This is a genomic window from Mycobacterium alsense, from assembly GCF_002086635.1.
GTDB lineage: Bacteria > Actinomycetota > Actinomycetes > Mycobacteriales > Mycobacteriaceae > Mycobacterium > Mycobacterium alsense.
In genome coordinates, this window is record NZ_MVHD01000003.1 from 205101 (window position 1) to 220507 (window position 15407).

General features: G+C 65.9%; 17 protein-coding genes. 11 read left to right on the forward strand and 6 right to left on the reverse strand.

Features of this window, described 5'->3' with window-relative positions; all coding sequences use genetic code 11:
- The first annotated feature begins 3 nt into the window (after positions 1 to 3).
- Genes BST11_RS03770 through BST11_RS03795 form a run of 6 tightly spaced genes read left to right on the forward strand, consistent with a single transcriptional unit; the run spans position 4 to position 7907 of the window.
- Positions 4 to 1281, forward strand: a complete 1278-nt coding sequence (locus tag BST11_RS03770) for an MCE family protein (protein ID WP_082958031.1) — start codon at positions 4 to 6, stop codon at positions 1279 to 1281.
- Entirely contained in the window at positions 1278 to 2318 is a 1041-nt protein-coding gene (locus BST11_RS03775) for an MCE family protein (RefSeq protein WP_067322427.1), read from the forward strand. The genes BST11_RS03770 and BST11_RS03775 overlap by 4 nt, the downstream gene beginning before the upstream one ends.
- Positions 2318 to 3400 carry an MCE family protein gene (locus tag BST11_RS03780; protein ID WP_067322423.1) on the forward strand — a complete coding sequence of 361 codons (1083 nt, stop codon included), beginning with the start codon at positions 2318 to 2320 and terminating at the stop codon, positions 3398 to 3400. The genes BST11_RS03775 and BST11_RS03780 overlap by 1 nt, the downstream gene beginning before the upstream one ends.
- A complete protein-coding gene (locus BST11_RS03785; protein WP_083136647.1) occupies positions 3397 to 4866 on the forward strand; it encodes an MCE family protein in 1470 nt (489 codons plus the stop codon). Before BST11_RS03780 ends, BST11_RS03785 begins: the two co-directional genes overlap by 4 nt.
- A complete protein-coding gene (locus BST11_RS03790; RefSeq protein ID WP_083136648.1) occupies positions 4863 to 6239 on the forward strand; it encodes an MCE family protein in 1377 nt (458 codons plus the stop codon). Before BST11_RS03785 ends, BST11_RS03790 begins: the two co-directional genes overlap by 4 nt.
- On the forward strand, positions 6240 to 7907 hold the full coding sequence (locus BST11_RS03795) for an MCE family protein (protein WP_083136649.1): 1668 nt from the start codon (positions 6240 to 6242) through the stop codon (positions 7905 to 7907).
- Between the two features lie 65 nt (positions 7908 to 7972).
- On the opposite strand, the gene BST11_RS03800 is transcribed toward BST11_RS03795, so the two are convergent.
- The 3 genes from BST11_RS03800 to BST11_RS03810 all read right to left on the reverse strand — a co-directional run bounded on the left by BST11_RS03800 (position 7973) and on the right by BST11_RS03810 (position 9856).
- Positions 7973 to 8488, reverse strand: a complete 516-nt coding sequence (locus BST11_RS03800; protein WP_083136698.1) for an Rv2253/PknI dimerization domain-containing protein — start codon at positions 8486 to 8488, stop codon at positions 7973 to 7975.
- 109 nt (positions 8489 to 8597) lie between these two features.
- On the reverse strand, positions 8598 to 9173 hold the full coding sequence (locus tag BST11_RS03805) for a twin-arginine translocation pathway signal (protein WP_244897487.1): 576 nt from the start codon (positions 9171 to 9173) through the stop codon (positions 8598 to 8600).
- Positions 9170 to 9856, reverse strand: a complete 687-nt coding sequence (locus BST11_RS03810; protein WP_083136650.1) for a hypothetical protein — start codon at positions 9854 to 9856, stop codon at positions 9170 to 9172. Before BST11_RS03810 ends, BST11_RS03805 begins: the two co-directional genes overlap by 4 nt.
- 152 nt (positions 9857 to 10008) lie before the next feature.
- Between BST11_RS03810 and BST11_RS03815 the strand changes: the two genes are divergently transcribed.
- On the forward strand, positions 10009 to 10425 hold the full coding sequence (locus BST11_RS03815) for a hypothetical protein (protein WP_067322407.1): 417 nt from the start codon (positions 10009 to 10011) through the stop codon (positions 10423 to 10425).
- A 35-nt stretch (positions 10426 to 10460) separates the two neighbouring features.
- On the opposite strand, the gene BST11_RS03820 is transcribed toward BST11_RS03815, so the two are convergent.
- Positions 10461 to 10742 carry an Mtp family mycobacterial-type pilin gene (locus BST11_RS03820; protein WP_083136651.1) on the reverse strand — a complete coding sequence of 94 codons (282 nt, stop codon included), beginning with the start codon at positions 10740 to 10742 and terminating at the stop codon, positions 10461 to 10463.
- Positions 10743 to 10792: 50 nt separating this feature from the next.
- A complete protein-coding gene (locus tag BST11_RS03825; RefSeq protein ID WP_083136652.1) occupies positions 10793 to 11374 on the reverse strand; it encodes a TetR/AcrR family transcriptional regulator in 582 nt (193 codons plus the stop codon).
- A gap of 107 nt (positions 11375 to 11481) precedes the next feature.
- Here BST11_RS03825 and BST11_RS03830 point away from each other — a divergent pair, with 107 nt between their 5' ends.
- Genes BST11_RS03830 through BST11_RS03845 form a run of 4 tightly spaced genes read left to right on the forward strand, consistent with a single transcriptional unit; the run spans position 11482 to position 13947 of the window.
- Complete coding sequence (locus BST11_RS03830; protein WP_083136653.1) at positions 11482 to 12261, forward strand: hypothetical protein; 780 nt, start codon at positions 11482 to 11484, stop codon at positions 12259 to 12261.
- Positions 12225 to 13040, forward strand: a complete 816-nt coding sequence (locus tag BST11_RS03835) for a hypothetical protein (protein ID WP_142276180.1) — start codon at positions 12225 to 12227, stop codon at positions 13038 to 13040. The genes BST11_RS03830 and BST11_RS03835 overlap by 37 nt, the downstream gene beginning before the upstream one ends.
- Positions 13037 to 13660 carry a cytochrome c oxidase subunit 3 family protein gene (locus BST11_RS03840; RefSeq protein WP_083136655.1) on the forward strand — a complete coding sequence of 208 codons (624 nt, stop codon included), beginning with the start codon at positions 13037 to 13039 and terminating at the stop codon, positions 13658 to 13660. The genes BST11_RS03835 and BST11_RS03840 overlap by 4 nt, the downstream gene beginning before the upstream one ends.
- Positions 13657 to 13947, forward strand: a complete 291-nt coding sequence (locus tag BST11_RS03845; RefSeq protein WP_142276181.1) for a cytochrome C oxidase subunit IV family protein — start codon at positions 13657 to 13659, stop codon at positions 13945 to 13947. The genes BST11_RS03840 and BST11_RS03845 overlap by 4 nt, the downstream gene beginning before the upstream one ends.
- Before the next feature lie 15 nt (positions 13948 to 13962).
- On the opposite strand, the gene BST11_RS03850 is transcribed toward BST11_RS03845, so the two are convergent.
- The gene (locus tag BST11_RS03850) at positions 13963 to 15258 is read right to left on the reverse strand and encodes a cytochrome P450 (RefSeq protein WP_083136656.1); all 1296 of its coding nucleotides are present in this window, start codon (positions 15256 to 15258) and stop codon (positions 13963 to 13965) included.
- Positions 15259 to 15407 lie beyond the last annotated feature (149 nt).

Sequence of the window (15407 nt, forward strand, 5' to 3'; positions counted from 1 at the left end):
ACAGTGACGCGCAATCTCGGGCCGGGCCCCATCCACCGTTCCGAAACCACCAGCGCCGCACGGCCTGTCGCGGCGTCACCCGGTCGCCACTTCGGCGTCCAGTCCTACGCCCGTCCCCTGGCCGGGTTGGCGACCATCGTCCTGATCGCCATCATCTTCGCCGTTGCTATCGGCCTGTTCCGGGGTTCGTTCACCCAGAGCGTGCCCGTCACCGTGTACTCGAAGCGCGCCGGCCTGGTGATGAATCCGGACGCCAAGGTGAAGATGCGCGGTGTCGAGGTCGGAAAGGTCGCCTCGATCGACGTGCAGCCCGACGGCGAAGCCGTCCTGCACCTGGCGATGCAGCCGTCGCAGATGCATCTCATCCCGAGCGATGTGCAGGTCAACATCGTATCGACGACGGCGTTCGGCGCGAAGTTCGTCGACCTGGTCCCCCCCGACGAGCCCTCGGCGCAGCACCTGCAGGCCGGCCAAAAACTGCGCGGCAAGCAGGTGACCGTCGAGATCAACACGGTTTTCGAGCAACTCAGGTCGCTGTTGCAGACCATCGATCCCGCCAAGCTCAGCGAAACCCTCGGTGCGATAGCGTCGGCGGTCAACGGCCGCGGTCACAAGATCGGCCAGATGATTTCCGACCTCGATTCCTTTCTGGCCACCCAGGAACCCAGCCTGCCCGCGCTGAGCCACGACCTCGAGGCGCTGCCCGTGGTGAGCAAGGCATACGGCGACGCGGCGCCGGACCTGCTCGCGACGACCGACCACGCGATCAAGCTCAGCAAGTCGATCGTCGACGAGCAGCAGAACCTGGATGCGTTCCTGATCAGCTCAATCGGCTTGTCGAACATGGGCAACGATGTGATCGGTGGCAACAGGCAGGCGCTCACCGACGTGCTGCATCTCCTGTTGCCGACCACCGACCTGCTGAACGCGTACCACGAGGCGCTGTGGTGCGGCCTGAAAGGGTCGATGGGGAACCTCAAGGCGCCCGACCTGCCCGAGCCGATGGTCAAGGTGACGGTCTACGTCGGATTCGGCACCGAACGCTACCGCTACCCGGACAATTTGCCCAAGGTGGCCGCGACCGGTGGGCCGCAGTGCCACGACCTCCCCAACGTGCCCTTCGACGCCGCGCCGCCGTTCGTGGTGGCCGACGTCGGCTCCAACCCCGTGCAGTACAGCAACCAGCAGCTGTTGATCAACTCCGACGCGCTCAAGCAGATGCTGTACGGGCCGATCGCCGGCCCGCCGCGCAACAGCTTCCAGGTTGGACAACCCGGATGAGCGGTTCACGCGCAATGATCGTGAAGTTCGGGGCGTTCGCCACCGTGATGGTCCTGCTGACCGTGTTCCTGTTCTTCATCTTCGGGGAGTACACGACCGGTTCGACCAACGGGTATTCCGCGCTCTTCACCGATGTGTCGCGGCTGAAGCCCGGCCAGACGGTGCGGGTCGCCGGCATTCGCGTGGGCACGGTCAACAGCGTCAGCCTGCGTCCCGACAAGAAGGTCGTGGTGAAGTTCGACGCCGACCGCGGCGTGGTGCTCACCACCGGCACCCGCGCGGTGGTCCGCTATCTGAACCTGGTCGGTGATCGCTACCTCGAGTTGGTCGACGGTCCCGGATCCACGAAGGTGCTGCCGGCCGGTGCGCAAATCCCGCTCGACCGCACGGCGCCCGCACTCGATCTCGACCTCCTGCTCGGCGGGCTGAAGCCCGTGACCCGGGGCCTCAATCCGCAGGACGTCAACGCGCTGAGCGCGGCACTCATTCAAGTTTTCCAGGGCGAGGGTCCGAACATCCAGTCGCTGCTGTCCAAGACGTCGTCGTTCTCGAATGCGTTGGCCGACAACAACCAGACGGTGCAGGAGCTGATCGACAACCTGAACACCGTGGTGGACACCGTCAACAAGGAGGGCACCAAGTTCTCCGGAGCCATCGACCGCCTGGAGAAGCTGATCAGCGGCCTGTCGCAAGACCGCGACACCATCGGAACAGCGATCAGCGCGCTGGACAACGGGACCGCCTCGATCGCGGACCTGCTCGGCCGCGCGCGTGCACCGCTGGCGGGCACGGTGGACCAGGTGAGTCGGCTGGCGCCGCTGCTGGACAAGGACAAGAACCTCCTCGACGTCACGCTGCAAAAGCTCCCCAACGACTACCGCAAGCTGACGAGGCTCGGCGCGTACGGCGCCTGGTTCCCCTACTACCTGTGCGGGCTGGCGCTGCGGGTCTCCGATCTGCAGTACCGGACGGTGGAAGTCGGCATCAAGCACCAGGTCACCGGGCGGTGTGCGGAGCCCACGGACGGGGGCGGCTGATGAACAAATACCGTGGGGCAGGCCTCATTCGGGCCGGATTCATCGGCGCCGTGTTGATCGTGCTTGTCATCGCCGTCGGGCTTAATCCGGACCAGCTGGTCCAGCGGGCGACCACAGTGCGCTATCAGGCGCTGTTTTCCGACGCCGGCGGCCTGGCAACCGGCAATGACGTGACCATCTCGGGGATCAAGGTCGGCAGCGTGACGGGCATGTCGCTGCAGAACGGCGACGTCCTGGTGACGTTCACCGTGAAGGGCAACGTCCTGCTGGGGTCGGCCAGTACCGCACACATCCGGACGGGTTCGCTGTTGGGTCAGCGGGTGCTCACCGTCGACTCCGCGGGCAGTGGCACGATGCGTCCGCTCAGTGTCATCCCGGCGTCGCGCACGTCGTCGCCCTATTCGCTGTCCGAGGCCGTCGGTGACCTCGCGACCGACGTCGGGGGGACCGACACCGAAGCGCTCAACCACTCCCTCGACACGCTGTCGACGACGCTGAATCAGATTTCGCCGCAACTCGGTCCCGCGTTCGACGGGATCACCCGGCTTTCCCAAGCCCTCAATGCGCGCAACCAGACCCTCGGCCAGCTGCTCAAGGGCGCCGCCGACGTCACCGGCATCCTGTCGCAACGCAGCGCACAACTCAACACGCTGATCCTCAACGCCAACGACCTGGTGGGCATGCTGGTGCAGCGGCGGCAGGCGATCGTGCGGCTGCTGGCCAGCACGTCCGCGGTGGCCAAGCAGCTGAAGGGCGTGGTGCACGACAACGAGGCGAAGCTGGCGCCGTCGCTGGAGAAGCTGAACTCGGTGACGGCGATGCTGGAGAAGAACCGTGACAACATCGCCAAAGCGCTGCCCGGGCTGGCGAAATATGAGCTGACGCAGGGTGAGACGGTGTCCAGCGGCTACTACTACAACCCGTTCATCCCGAACCTGTTCCAGATGGAATTCTTCCAGTGGCTGTTCGACTACGCCTTCGGGTTCCGCGCCTATGGCGCGCCCGGTCAGCCGCCGGACACCGCTGGGCCGCGGGCGTTCTTCCCATGGCCGTTCAACATGGATCCGGGAGGCCGGCCATGACGCGGCTGCAGGCGATTCCGCGCGGCAAGCTCAAGGTCTGGTTGGTGATCGCGCTGGCCGGGCTCCTGGTGCTCGGCACCGCGGTCGCCATCCGCAACACCTTCTTCCGCCCCACGACGATCTCCGCCTACTTCCCCACGGCGACGGCGATATATCCGGGCGACGACGTGCGGGTGTCCGGCATGAAGGTCGGCACCATCGCATCGATCCAACCGCAGGGCACCCAGGCGAAGCTGGTGTTGCACGTCGATCGCGGCGTCCGCATTCCCGCCGACGCCAAAGCGGTGATCGTGGCCCAGAACCTGGTGGCCGCCCGCTATGTCCAACTCACCCCCGCCTATCGGTCCAGCGGCCCCACCATGCGCGACGGTGCGGTGATACCGATCGAGCGCACGGCGGTGCCCGTCGAATGGGACCAGGTCAAAATCCAATTGATGAAGTTGGCAACGGATTTGGGTCCCAGCAGCAAGGTGTCGACGACGTCGGTGGGGCGGTTCATCGACACGGCCGCCGACGCGCTTGGCGAGGGCAGGGCGGACAAGTTGCGGCAGACCCTGGCTCAGCTCTCGGGGGTCGGGCGGGTCCTGGCCAACGGCAGCGGCAACATCGTCGACATCATCAAAAACCTGCAGACTTTCGTCTCGGCCCTGCGCGACAGCAATGTCCAGATCGTCCAGTTCGATAACCGGCTGGCAACGCTCACCAGCGTGCTCGACGACAATAAGTCCGAGCTGGACGCGGCACTGACTGACCTGTCGAGCGCCGTCGGCGACGTCCAGAGGTTCATCGAAGGCAGTCGTGATCAAACCGCGGAGCAGATCTCGCGGCTGGCCGACCTGACGCAGATCCTCGTCGACAACCAGATGGCGCTGAAAAACGTTCTGCACGTAGCGCCCAACGCGCTGGCCAACGCCTACAACGACTACGACCCCGACGTCGGAAACATCCGCGGCGGGGTCGGGCTCCAGAACTTCAGCAACCCGACCTTCGCCTACTGCGCGAACATCGGGGCCATCGAGAACGCCACCGCGGTGGAGACCGGCAAGCTGTGCGGCCTGTATCTAAGCCCCGCGCTGAAGGTGTTCAACCCGTTGATGTACTTCAACTTCAACTATTTACCGATCCCGGTCAACCCGCTTTTGGCGCCGGCGTTCGATCCGAAGAACGTCGTTTACAGCGAGCAGCGCCTGGCGCCCGGCGGTGAGGGCCCGAAGCCGGCGCCGCCCGAGCTGCCGCCGGCGGTCTCGGCGTACACGGGTCTGCCCGGCGACGTGCCACCGGCCGCCCCGCCGCCACCGCCGCCGGGACGGATCCCGGGCGCGGCGATGCCCGAGCCGCCGCCCCTGCAGGTGGTGCCGCCGCCTGCGGCGGCGCCGGCGCCGCCACCGCAGGCGCCTCCGGCCGCCCCGGCGGCCCCGGCGGACCTCTCGGACATGCTGCTTCCAGGCGAAGGGCCGCAACCATGATCGGCCGAGCCGTGATACACGCCAGTGCACGGTGGCTCGGCATCGGCTGCGGTATCATGCTCGCCGCGACCGGCTGCGCCTTCAACGGCCTGAATTCGCTGCCCCTGCCGGGCGCGGTGGGGCGGGGGCCGGGCGCCAGCCACTACCACGTCGAGGTCGCCAACGTCGGTACGCTGGAAGCGAATTCGCCGGTGATGGTCGACGACGTGATCGTCGGCAGCATCAGCAAGATGAGGGTGTCGACGACGGGAGGCTGGCACGCCGACGTCGAGATTTCGGTGAACCCAGGGACGGTCATCCCCGCGAACGCCGTGGCCAGCGTCGGCCAGACCAGCCTGCTGGGATCCATGCACCTGCAACTGAACCCGCCGCTCGGTCAACATGGGACGGGACGGCTGCAGCCGGGGGCCACGATCCCGTTGAACCGGTCGATGACCTATCCGTCGACGGAGCAGACGCTCTCGTCGCTGTCGGTGATCCTCAACGCGGGGGGGCTGGGTCAGATCGGCGACATCATCCATAACTTCAACGCCAGCTTGTCCGGGCATGCGGGCGAGGCGCGCGACCTGATCGACCGCCTCGACAGGTTCGTCGGCACGCTGGACCAGCAGCGCGACAATCTCGTTGAGTCCATCCGGGCGCTGAACCGCCTCGCCGGTACGTTCGCCGGGCAACGCGACGTGATCACCCAGGCGCTGTACGAGATTCCGCCCGCGCTGGAGGTGCTGATCAAGGAGCGGCCGCGCTTTACCGCGGCCCTCGAGAAGCTGGGGACGTTCAGCGACACCGCTACCAGACTCGTCAACGACGCCGGAGACGACCTGGTCGGTAACTTGAAGAATCTCGGACCGGCACTCGGCGCGCTGGCCGACGTCGGGCCGGATCTCGGTTCCGCCCTTTCCTATGCTCCGACATTCCCCTTCACCCAGAGCATCGTCGACCGCTACATCCGGGGCGACTACATGAACGGGTATTTCATCATCGACCTGACGAACGCCGGGATGCGCAAGAGCATCCTGCGGGGCACCCACTGGGAGCGGATCGGGGCGGAGGGCGTCCCCGCACCCGGGGACCCGGAATACCTGCAATTCCGGTACGGCGCGCCGCCCGGGGCGCCCGGGGGACTGACCAAGCCCGCACCGGTCGGGGAGCCGGCGCCCTTCGGCCCGCCGCCCCCGTGGGCGCGCCCGGGACCGACACCGGACTCGCCGCCGACGCCCGTGTCACCGATAGAGGCCGGTCTGACCATGCTCGGCCCAAACGCGAGGCCCGATCCGCAACCACCGATGGCGCCCGGGCCGCCCGGCCCGCCGGTGGCGGATCAGGGGGCCGCGGTGCCGGGGGCGACTCCAGTCACGGACGGGGGGCGCTAGGTGCTAACCCGTTTCGTGCGCATCCAATTGGCGATCTTCACGATCGTGGGCATCGTCGGTGTGGTCCTCATGGTGTTGTGGTACATCCAGGTGCCCACGCTGCTCGGCATCGGCAAGATGACGGTCAGGCTGGAACTGCCCGCCGCCGGGGGACTGTACCGCTTCAGCAACGTGACCTATCGCGGAGTGCAGATGGGTAAGGTGACCTCGATCGCCCTCACCCCCAACGGTGCCGAAGCCGTTATGCGGCTTGATACTTCGCCGAAAATCCCGGCGCACGACCTCGAAGCCAAGGTGCTCAGCGTGTCCGCGGTGGGCGAGTATTACGTGGATCTGCGGCCGAAAACCAATTCTGGGCCCTACCTCCACGACGGGGATAAGATCACCGCCGGTGCGCAGGATCTCCCGGTGCCGATCGGTCCCGTGCTCGACCAGACCAGTGCCCTGATCAACAGCATCCCCAAGGGCAAGCTCGGCACGCTGCTCGACGAGTCCTTCACGGCCTTCAACGGCGAAGGCTACGACTTCGGATCGCTGTTCGACTCTTCGGCCCGAGTCTCAGGGGACCTCAACGGCGCCGCCGACCGCACGCGCACCCTGACCGACGAGACCGGTCCCTTCCTGGATGCGCAGGCGCAGACGGCGGACTCGATCCGACTGTGGGCCAAGAGCCTTGCCGGAGTGACCGGGCAGCTGGCCCAAAACGATCCGCAGATCCGCACCCTGCTGCAACAGGGGCCGGGAGCGCTCGACGAGGCGTCCCGCCTGCTCGACCAGATCAAGCCGACGCTGCCCGTGCTGCTCGCCAACCTCACCACCGTGGGGCAGATCGGCGTCACCTATCACGCCTCCCTAGAGCAGGTTTTGGTATTGCTGCCGCCGTTCACCGCGGCGATTCAGTCGTTCCTCGGCACGAAGGCGCCCGACGGGCTGGCCAAGGGCGCCTTCAACCTCATCGTCAGTGACCCGCCGGCGTGCACGGTGGGCTTCTTGCCGCCCAGCCAATGGCGTTCCCCGGCCGATACCCGTGTCGTCGACACACCGGACGGCCTGTACTGCAAGCTCCCGCAGGACTCACCCATCGGGGTGCGCGGCGCCCGCAACTACCCGTGTATGGGGCAGCCCGGAAAGCGCGCGCCGACCGTCGAAATATGCGAGAGCGACAAGCCATTCCAGCCGCTGGCCATGCGGCAGCACGTGTTCGGCACCTACCCGCTGGACCCCAACCTGATCGCCCAGGGCATCCCGCCGGACGACCGGATGAACTTCAACCGCGAAAGAATCTTCGGGCCGGTGGAGGGGACGCCGCTGCCCCCGGGAGCTGTCCCGCGGGGAACGCCACCGGCGCCACCGATACCCCCGGCGCCACTCAACCCGGCGATGATGGGCGCGGTGTCGCCGATAGCGCCCATCGACGTGCCTTCCCCCGCGAATGGCTCCCTCGCCAGTGCGACGGGCGGCGAGACACCGGGGGCGCCGCCGCCGGCGCCGTCGGTGGCGCCGAGCGCGTTCGGGCGCGATGCCGCCCAGCCGGGCCCGTCCGTAGGGGTTGCCCAGTACGACCCGCGCACGGGCACCTACGTCGCGCCGGACGGCCAGGTTTATCGCCAAGCCGACTTGGCCACGAACAAGGCGCCCAAAACGTGGAAGGACATGTTCGCCACGTAGAGCGCCGCGTCAGATCCGCGGGCCGACAAGGGCTTTGGAAGGTCTTTAAACGCGACGCGCCGGGGTCAGCCGATTTTGTCCAGCCGGAATGGCTGGTCGATATACAGCGGCAGGTTGGTCCCGCATGCGCCGGGCTGGCCCGTCGTGTGTTCCCGTCCGGCGAAAACCGTCGATCCGGCCAACTTTTCACCGGTCTCCGGGTCAGCGGGATAGAAGTGGATCCGTTCGTGACCGGTGTATGAGGTGCCGTCGGGGCAGGTGGTCCAGTTGGGGATGTCGCGACTGACGAACCAGGTGCTGCCGTCATGCATGTTGATCGGCGCGGACCAACCCGCGTCGCTGACCACCTGGCCGGTACAGTCCTGCGCGGTCACACACGACGTGGTGATGGTCCACGTCTCTCGCACCGTGGCCTCCCGGTGATACACGTCGTTCGTTCTGGCCCAGTCGCCGACCCACGTGGCCGTGTATTTGCCGTTGATGGACGCATCGTAGGCCCGCGCCGAAGGGGCCGTGCCCACACCGGCGATTGCACCGGCGGCCACCAGTGCCGCACTCGCCGTCAAATTCATCAAACGCATCGCGTGCTCCTTGACGCGCAACTGCCGCCAGTCGGAAATGCAGCTGAATTCACAGACTAACACCGCCTCCGCATAACACAATCTCGTTTAGCGCAAAGCCCACGGATGCTCACAACGCATCGAATTTTTCAATGAGCCAGTCACCGTTGACCTTTGTCAGCGCCACGCGAAGGCTGCTCGATGTCACCACCGGTTCCGGCTTTTCCGTACTCGCGGTCTTCTGCCTGACGAAGACGAGTACGACGGCGGAATTCGGGTGCAGCTCCGAAACGGCGGCTTTGACAACGGTGGCGGACGTCGTGACATGGCCCCGCTGTGCCGACGGCCCGACGATCTGCTCGGCGAAGCGCTGGTAGTAGGCGAGATAGCCTTCGGTGAGCCGGGATTTGGCGTTGGCGAAATCGCGATTGAGGGTTTCCGGCGAGTAGGACAGCAGCGCCACCGCGCCCTCGCTTGCCGCTTGGACGGCTTGGTGCGCCACGGTGTTGTCGGTCTGCAGGTCCGGCCGGTACACGAAGTAGAAGTAGCCGGCCGCGTACCCGCACGCGCCAATAAGTAGCAGCGTCACCAGGATTGACCGCCACCGTGCCGCGCATCGACGCGCCCAGCGGCCGATCACACCGATGCGGCGCCGCCGTGCCGGGTCCTCGACCGTCTCGGCGGGCTGGGCGCTGTCGACCGTCACGGGACGAACTCGACCCTGGAAACCTTTAATTGCCCGCCGTCTCTTTGGATGGAGACGACGGCCCGCAGGTTTCGTGTATCCGGTTTGGCGTCACCGGGTTTGGTGACCTCGGTCTTAGCCGCGACGAGCACCACCGCCGCATCCTGGGTCATGGATTGTACGGCCGCGGCCTGCACGGTCGCCTTGCTGCTGATTTTCGATTGCTCGATCGCCTTGACGAGATCCTCGGCGCCCATCAGGAAGCTGGCCTTGAATATCCCGGTGGTGTCATCGGCGAAGCGCTGCAAGTCTTCCCTCGCCCTGGCCGGATCGATCGACATCATCGCCACGATCCCGTTGCGCGCCGCCGCGGTGAATTCCGCAGTGCGCTGCCTTTGCTGTTCGACACCACGGTGATGCCAAACCAGATAGCCGCTGCCGGCCAGCGAGGCGCAGATGACCACAACCGCGCCGGTCACGGCCAGGGCCTTGCGGCCCGGGCGGCGCGCTCGCCACCGGCGCGCTGGCGCGGTCTCTTTCTCGGTCTGACCACCACCGACTCGGGCGTGCCGGTCGGTTGACGCCGCCTCGGCCTGCCGCCGCAGCAGGTCCGCGCGGGCACGCGCGGCCTCGGCGCGTGCTTGCGCCTGCGCAAGTCCGCCCGAGACGTCGAGCGCCTCGGTTGGCAGCTCGCGTGGCGGCATGGATCACCTCCCCGTCCGCGGCCTACAAGAGAGCCACATTATCACTGCCAGACAGGGGCGTCGGCGCTGGTGATGGGCGCATCGGAGGTGCGTCTTCTCAAAGAGGGAGAATTCTATTCCCACCAATGGGCCCGGTAATTTAAAGTATCCTCGTGCGATTCATCGTGGCAGCGGTCGCCGTATTTCTGAGCCTCTTTCAAGGCCTGGGTTTGCAGGCCGCGCCGCAAGCCGCCGCCGCGCCAACCATCTGCGACTACCCGGATTGCACGCCCGGCATCATGCCGCACCGCGTGCTCGGCGCGCCGTGTGACAACACCACCTACTACGTGTTCGGCACTGCCGACTACTACGTGTCCTTCGCGACGCAGCCGGGGCGGCTGATGTTCTGCGGTTCGCCCAGAAGGTACGAGCCCCGCTGGTTCCGGTCGCCGCCGATGGTAGGCGTCAAGGACGAGGGCTCGTCGTGCTCGGACTATCCGGAGTACTACGTCGCGCAGGCGCCGGACGGCCTATTCCTGGTCTGCAATGCGCATGACGGCGTGCAGAACTGGGAGCGCGGCGACACCTAGCCGGCCGCTGGTCGACACCCGATCGCCGGCCGGATTCACGGCCCCAGGAACGGTCTTTCGGGTTGATCCTGGAACGGGCTGGGTCCGTAGTAGTCGTTGGCGTGAATCGTGCCGTCCACATCGCGATGGTGCGCGTCGTGACAGGTCGTCGGATCCCACTGGGGTCCCCACGCCGGATTGAACGGCAGTCCCGGGCACCAGTGGTATCCCACGAACGGGAATGGCGGATCGTCGGCGCGAGCGGTGCCGGCACTCGCCAGTCCGAAACCGGTGGCGGCCATGATCGCTGCGGCAGCAAAACGCGCGGCTGTGTTCATGGGAAAACCGTACCTGAGCCAGCGGCGAACCGGACCAAAAAATTTGCGGCTCAATCGAGCCCGGCGATCAGCCGGCGGGTGATGCGCCCCAACTGGGAACGCAGGGCGTCGTCGTCGATGTCGGCCACGAGAGGCGACACCACCCCGACCGCGATCGCGCCCGACAGCACCGCCGCCGACACCCGCGCGTCCTCGGCGGTGTCATCGAGCAGCACGCCGTAGAGCCGCTGAATGAATTGTTGGAAGGGCGCGTGCTCGCCCAACAGTCGCACGACGACGGGATCGAACTGCAGGGTGCTCGCCGCGCCGCGACGCTCGACGGCAACGTCGATGACCCGGTCCAGCAGGACCTCCCGGGCCCTGCTCCGGTGGTCATCCGCCTCCGCCGCCTCGAGGGCCTCCTCGAGGCCCCCGAGCTCGCGCTCCGTGAGCGCGATGACGATCTGCTCCTTGGTTTTGAACTGGTGGTAGACCGCGGCCTTGGTGACCCCGACGGCGTCGGCGATCATCTGCAGCGAGGTCCCGCCGACACCGTGTTCGGCGATGAGCTGCAGTGCGGCATCGAGGATGCGCGTCTGCGCGGCGCTTCGCGTGATGAAGCGAAATCGGCTCCTGGTCTGGGGGTCAACCACACCGGAAGCGTAGCCGATCGGCTATTGACCGCGGCTAGCCGATCGGCTAGTTTCGCTGACTAGCCGAGCGCGAACCAGAGGGTCTGGCGCGGGGGAAGGAGTCAGCGATGACCGACATCGGCGCGAACGACAGTTCAGGCCCCCCGCGAACCGCGTTGCGGCGCACCGACGGTGAACTGATCCTGCTATGGACACTGCCCGTGCTGCTGGCCATCTGGGTCGCCGGCTATTTCCTGTTCCCCGGCTTCAATCCGCCGATGTCGCCCGCGATGACCGCGGACCAGGTCGCCGCGTTCTATCGCGATCCTTCCCATGCTCCCCAGATCCGCTACAGCATGATCCTCTTCAACTGGTTCGGCGTGTGCCTGGTCCCGATCCTGACGCTGATCGCGCTGCAGATCCGCAGGATGGCGCATCGCACACCGATCTTCTCCTACGCGATGCTGGGCTGCGCCGCCAGCGGCCCCACGCTTTTCCTCATCGCCGACGTCTGCTGGCTGCTGGCCGCCTTCCGCCCGGAACGGAGCCCGGAGCTGACTCAGCTGCTCAACGATTTCGCCTGGATCACCTTCACCATTCTGGTCCCCTATTTGATCGGACAAAGCGTGATCGTTGCCCTGGCAATCTATCTCGACGACCAGCCGCGGCCGATATTCGGCCACTGGGTGGCCCACTTCAACCTTCTCGTGGCGGCCGCGCTGGTGCCCGCGGCCTTCGTTGGACTGTCGCTGTCCGGGCCGTTGGCGTGGGATGGGGCGTTGTCGTTCTGGCTGAAGAACATCGCCATCGGCGTATGGATCGTCGTCATGGGGGTTGTGTTGAGCCGGGCCGTCTTTCGTGAGCGCGCCGAATGCCGGCTGGGCACCGAGGAACGGGTGGCTGCATGAACCGCTCCAGCGGGCCGCTGCATCGGCGGATCGCCTGGCACGCGCGCAACAACCCCAAGCGCGAGCTGTGGCTGGCCTGGTGGACGCTTGTGGTCTTCTACAACATGTTCTTCCCGATGTTCTTCGTTGTCGCGCGGGTCCAGCCGCCGCCGCAGCCCACCTGGGACCTGGCGACCCAGGTGCATTGGTTTGAGCAGCGCCATCTCGGGATACCTGTCGGCCTCGGCATCGTTTTCGCCATCGGCGGCATGAACGCGATCAACAACGCACTCATCGCGTATTCGATGCGACGGATGTCGGTCAGCCGCGCGTTCGCCTACTCGTATCTGATCATCTACTCGCTCAGCGCGATTCCCGGCCTGTACCTGCTCTGCATCGCACTGATCGTCGGGACCCTGCGACCAGAGCGGGACCCCGAAGCGATCGGTTGGCTGTACGACTTTGCCTTCCTGTCTTTCGATGGAACGATGGGAGTGTTCCTGATCGGCTCGCTGATCTGGATGGTCGCGATTCTGCTCGACAAGAATCGCGTGTTCCCCAAGTGGTTCGGCTATCTCAACCTGTGCAACGCGCTGACGGAAGTGGTCGTGGCGCCGTGCTGGATCTTCCGCCGTGGCGTGTTGGCGTGGAACGGGCAGATCGCTTGGTGGCTGGACATGGTCGTGTTCGGCATCTACCAGGTCACCTTCATCGTGATGCTGTTTCACATGATCCGTCGCGAGGATTTCGGCACCGGGCCGCTGCCCGACCTCGCACGGGGGAAGGCGGTTGCGCAGTGACCGACGTGGCCCAAAAGGGCCGTCGCGCCAAATTCGTGCCCGGGCAGCCCGACATGTGGGCCTTCGTGTTGTTCGAGACCCTGATTTTCACAGCGTATTTCGGCTTCTACCTGTTCTACCGCGCGCGCAACCCCGAGCTTTTCCTGCACTCACAGGCGCAACTCGACCTCCGCATCGGGGTTTTCAACACCCTTGTCTTGTTGCTGAGCTCCTGGTCGGTCGCGCGGTGTGTCCAGTCGGCCCGCGCGGGCGCCTTTCGCGCGGCGCTCCGCGACGTTGCCATCACTGCCGCGTTCGCCGCGGTTTTCTTGTTTTTCAAGGTATTCGAGTGGACCCGGCTGGTCCGGATGGGAAATGGGTTCGACAGCAACGACTTCTTCTCCTACTACTTCTTTCTCACCGGAATCCATTTCGTACACCTGCTGATCGGCTTCGTTGCGCTCGGTGTGATTGTGTACCGGCTTCGGGGCCCGGCCGGGCGGGAGCGAAAGTTCCAGCAAGGCAAGGAAAGCCGGGACAACCAGGAAAACCAGCAAATCATTGAGACGTGTGCGACGTACTGGCACACCGTCGACTACCTCTGGGTGCTCATCTTCGCGCTGCTGTACGTGGTGAGGTGACCGTGATCAAATTCAACAAGAGGTTGCTCATCGTGTGGGCCGTGCTCGCGGCGCTCACGCTGGCCTATCTCTGGATAGACCACGCGGCGGACGGGTCCCTCCGGCCCAGTGCCGTGGTGACCTCGAGCGTCATCGTGATCGCAGTGATCAAGGTGCGCATCATTTTTCGCGAGTTCATGGAAGTCAGGCAGGCCCCGGCCCTTCTGTGCCGGCTGACCGACGCCTGGGTGATACTCATCGCGGTGAGCCTGCTGGCCTGCTACTTCATCGGCTCGCAGATTCACTAAGCGACCCGGAGGGTTTCAGCCCACGGGCGCAACCGAGTCCGCGGTCGTGAACGTCAGATGCAGTTCGCTCAGACCGCGCAGGATGTAGGTCGGCTCATAGGTGTAGCGGCGCTCGGCGCTCGGCCCGTGGTGGGCCTCGTCGATCTCGATGTGCGACATGCGGTCCAGCAGGCGCTCGATCGAGACACGGCCCTCCACCCGGGCCAACGGCCCGCCCGGGCACGAGTGCACGCCGCGCGCGAAGGCCATGTGCTCGCGGACATTCTTGCGGTGCAGGTTGAACTCGTGCGGGTTCTCGAACCGGCGCGGGTCGCGATTGGCGGCCCCCGGAAGCACCATCACCACGGTGCCGGCCGGTATGTCGACGCCGCCGATGCGGGTTGCCCTGCGGGCCAGGCGGGAATCGCTTTTCACCGGGCTCTCCATGCGCAGCGATTCCTCGATGAAGTTCGGGATCAGGCTGCGGTCGTCACGCAGCTGCTGCTGGATATCGGGCCGCTCGCCGATGACCTGAAGGGCCGCGCTGAGCAGCTTGGCGGTGGTCTCCTGCCCGGCGGCAAAGAGGAACGTCGCCGAGCGGACCACCTCGATGACCGGGGGGGTCGACCCGTCCGGATACTTCGCGCTCGCCAGGTCGGTCAGCACGTCCTTGCGCGGTCCGCGGCGCCGGTCCTCGATGTAGGCGCAGAACTTGTCGTCGAGCCACTCCAGCGGGTTGATGCCGACCGACTCGTGGTCCAGGGCGCCCACCCGCGAGTCGGGGCGGTCGGCGCCCAGGACGACGCGGAACTCCTTGTGGTCGTCCTCGGGGACACCGAGCAGGTCGGCGATCACCAACGTGGCGAACGGCTTTGAGTATTCGGCGATGAACTCGCACTCGCCGTTGTGCAGGAACTCGTCGAGCTGGCGGTCGGCGAGGCGCCACATGAACTCCTCGTTGTGCTTCAGCCGGCTCGGGGTGAGTAGCTTGCTCAGCACGGAACGGGCCCGGGTGTGGTCCGGTGGGTCCATGGTGACCATGTGCTCGTTCATCGGAAACTGGCTGCGGTGCGCATCGATCTGCGCGCTGATGTCGTCGCCCTCGGGCTGGAACGGCAACGGGGGGAACGGCCCCCCGAGGCACACGATATTCGAGAACGTGTCGGAGTCCTTGTAGACCTCCGTGGCCTCCTCGTAGCCGGTGACGGCGACGACCCCGTAATGCGGCAGTCGCAGCACCGGGTTTTGGCTGCGCAGGTAGTCGAAGTACGGGTGCGGGTCGGGGACCAGAGACTGATCGGTGAAAAAGTCGATCGACTCGTAGTCGTTCATCGGATTGCGTCTCCCTGGGCTGGGTGTACCGGTGGTGTTCGACGGCAAGCGGTATCGCCGCCCGATGGCAAGATCGAGGAACCTGCTGAGCACCTGCTTAGCATGGCGGTAATGTCGTGGTCAAGGCCGCGGGACCGTGTCACGATACG

Bases quoted from the DNA above. Each gene is read 5' to 3' on its own strand.
- BST11_RS03775 (WP_067322427.1), top strand. From the start codon at position 1,278: ATGAGCGGTTCACGCGCAATGATCGTGAAGTTCGGGGCGTTCGCCACC.
- BST11_RS03780 (WP_067322423.1), top strand. From the start codon at position 2,318: ATGAACAAATACCGTGGGGCAGGCCTCATTCGGGCCGGATTCATCGGC.
- BST11_RS03785 (WP_083136647.1), top strand. From the start codon at position 3,397: ATGACGCGGCTGCAGGCGATTCCGCGCGGCAAGCTCAAGGTCTGGTTG.
- BST11_RS03790 (WP_083136648.1), top strand. From the start codon at position 4,863: ATGATCGGCCGAGCCGTGATACACGCCAGTGCACGGTGGCTCGGCATC.
- BST11_RS03800 (WP_083136698.1), bottom strand. From the start codon at position 8,488: ATGCGTTTGATGAATTTGACGGCGAGTGCGGCACTGGTGGCCGCCGGT.
- BST11_RS03810 (WP_083136650.1), bottom strand. From the start codon at position 9,856: ATGCCGCCACGCGAGCTGCCAACCGAGGCGCTCGACGTCTCGGGCGGA.
- BST11_RS03820 (WP_083136651.1), bottom strand. From the start codon at position 10,742: ATGAACACAGCCGCGCGTTTTGCTGCCGCAGCGATCATGGCCGCCACC.
- BST11_RS03830 (WP_083136653.1), top strand. From the start codon at position 11,482: ATGACCGACATCGGCGCGAACGACAGTTCAGGCCCCCCGCGAACCGCG.
- BST11_RS03835 (WP_142276180.1), top strand. From the start codon at position 12,225: ATGCCGGCTGGGCACCGAGGAACGGGTGGCTGCATGAACCGCTCCAGC.
- BST11_RS03850 (WP_083136656.1), bottom strand. From the start codon at position 15,258: ATGAACGACTACGAGTCGATCGACTTTTTCACCGATCAGTCTCTGGTC.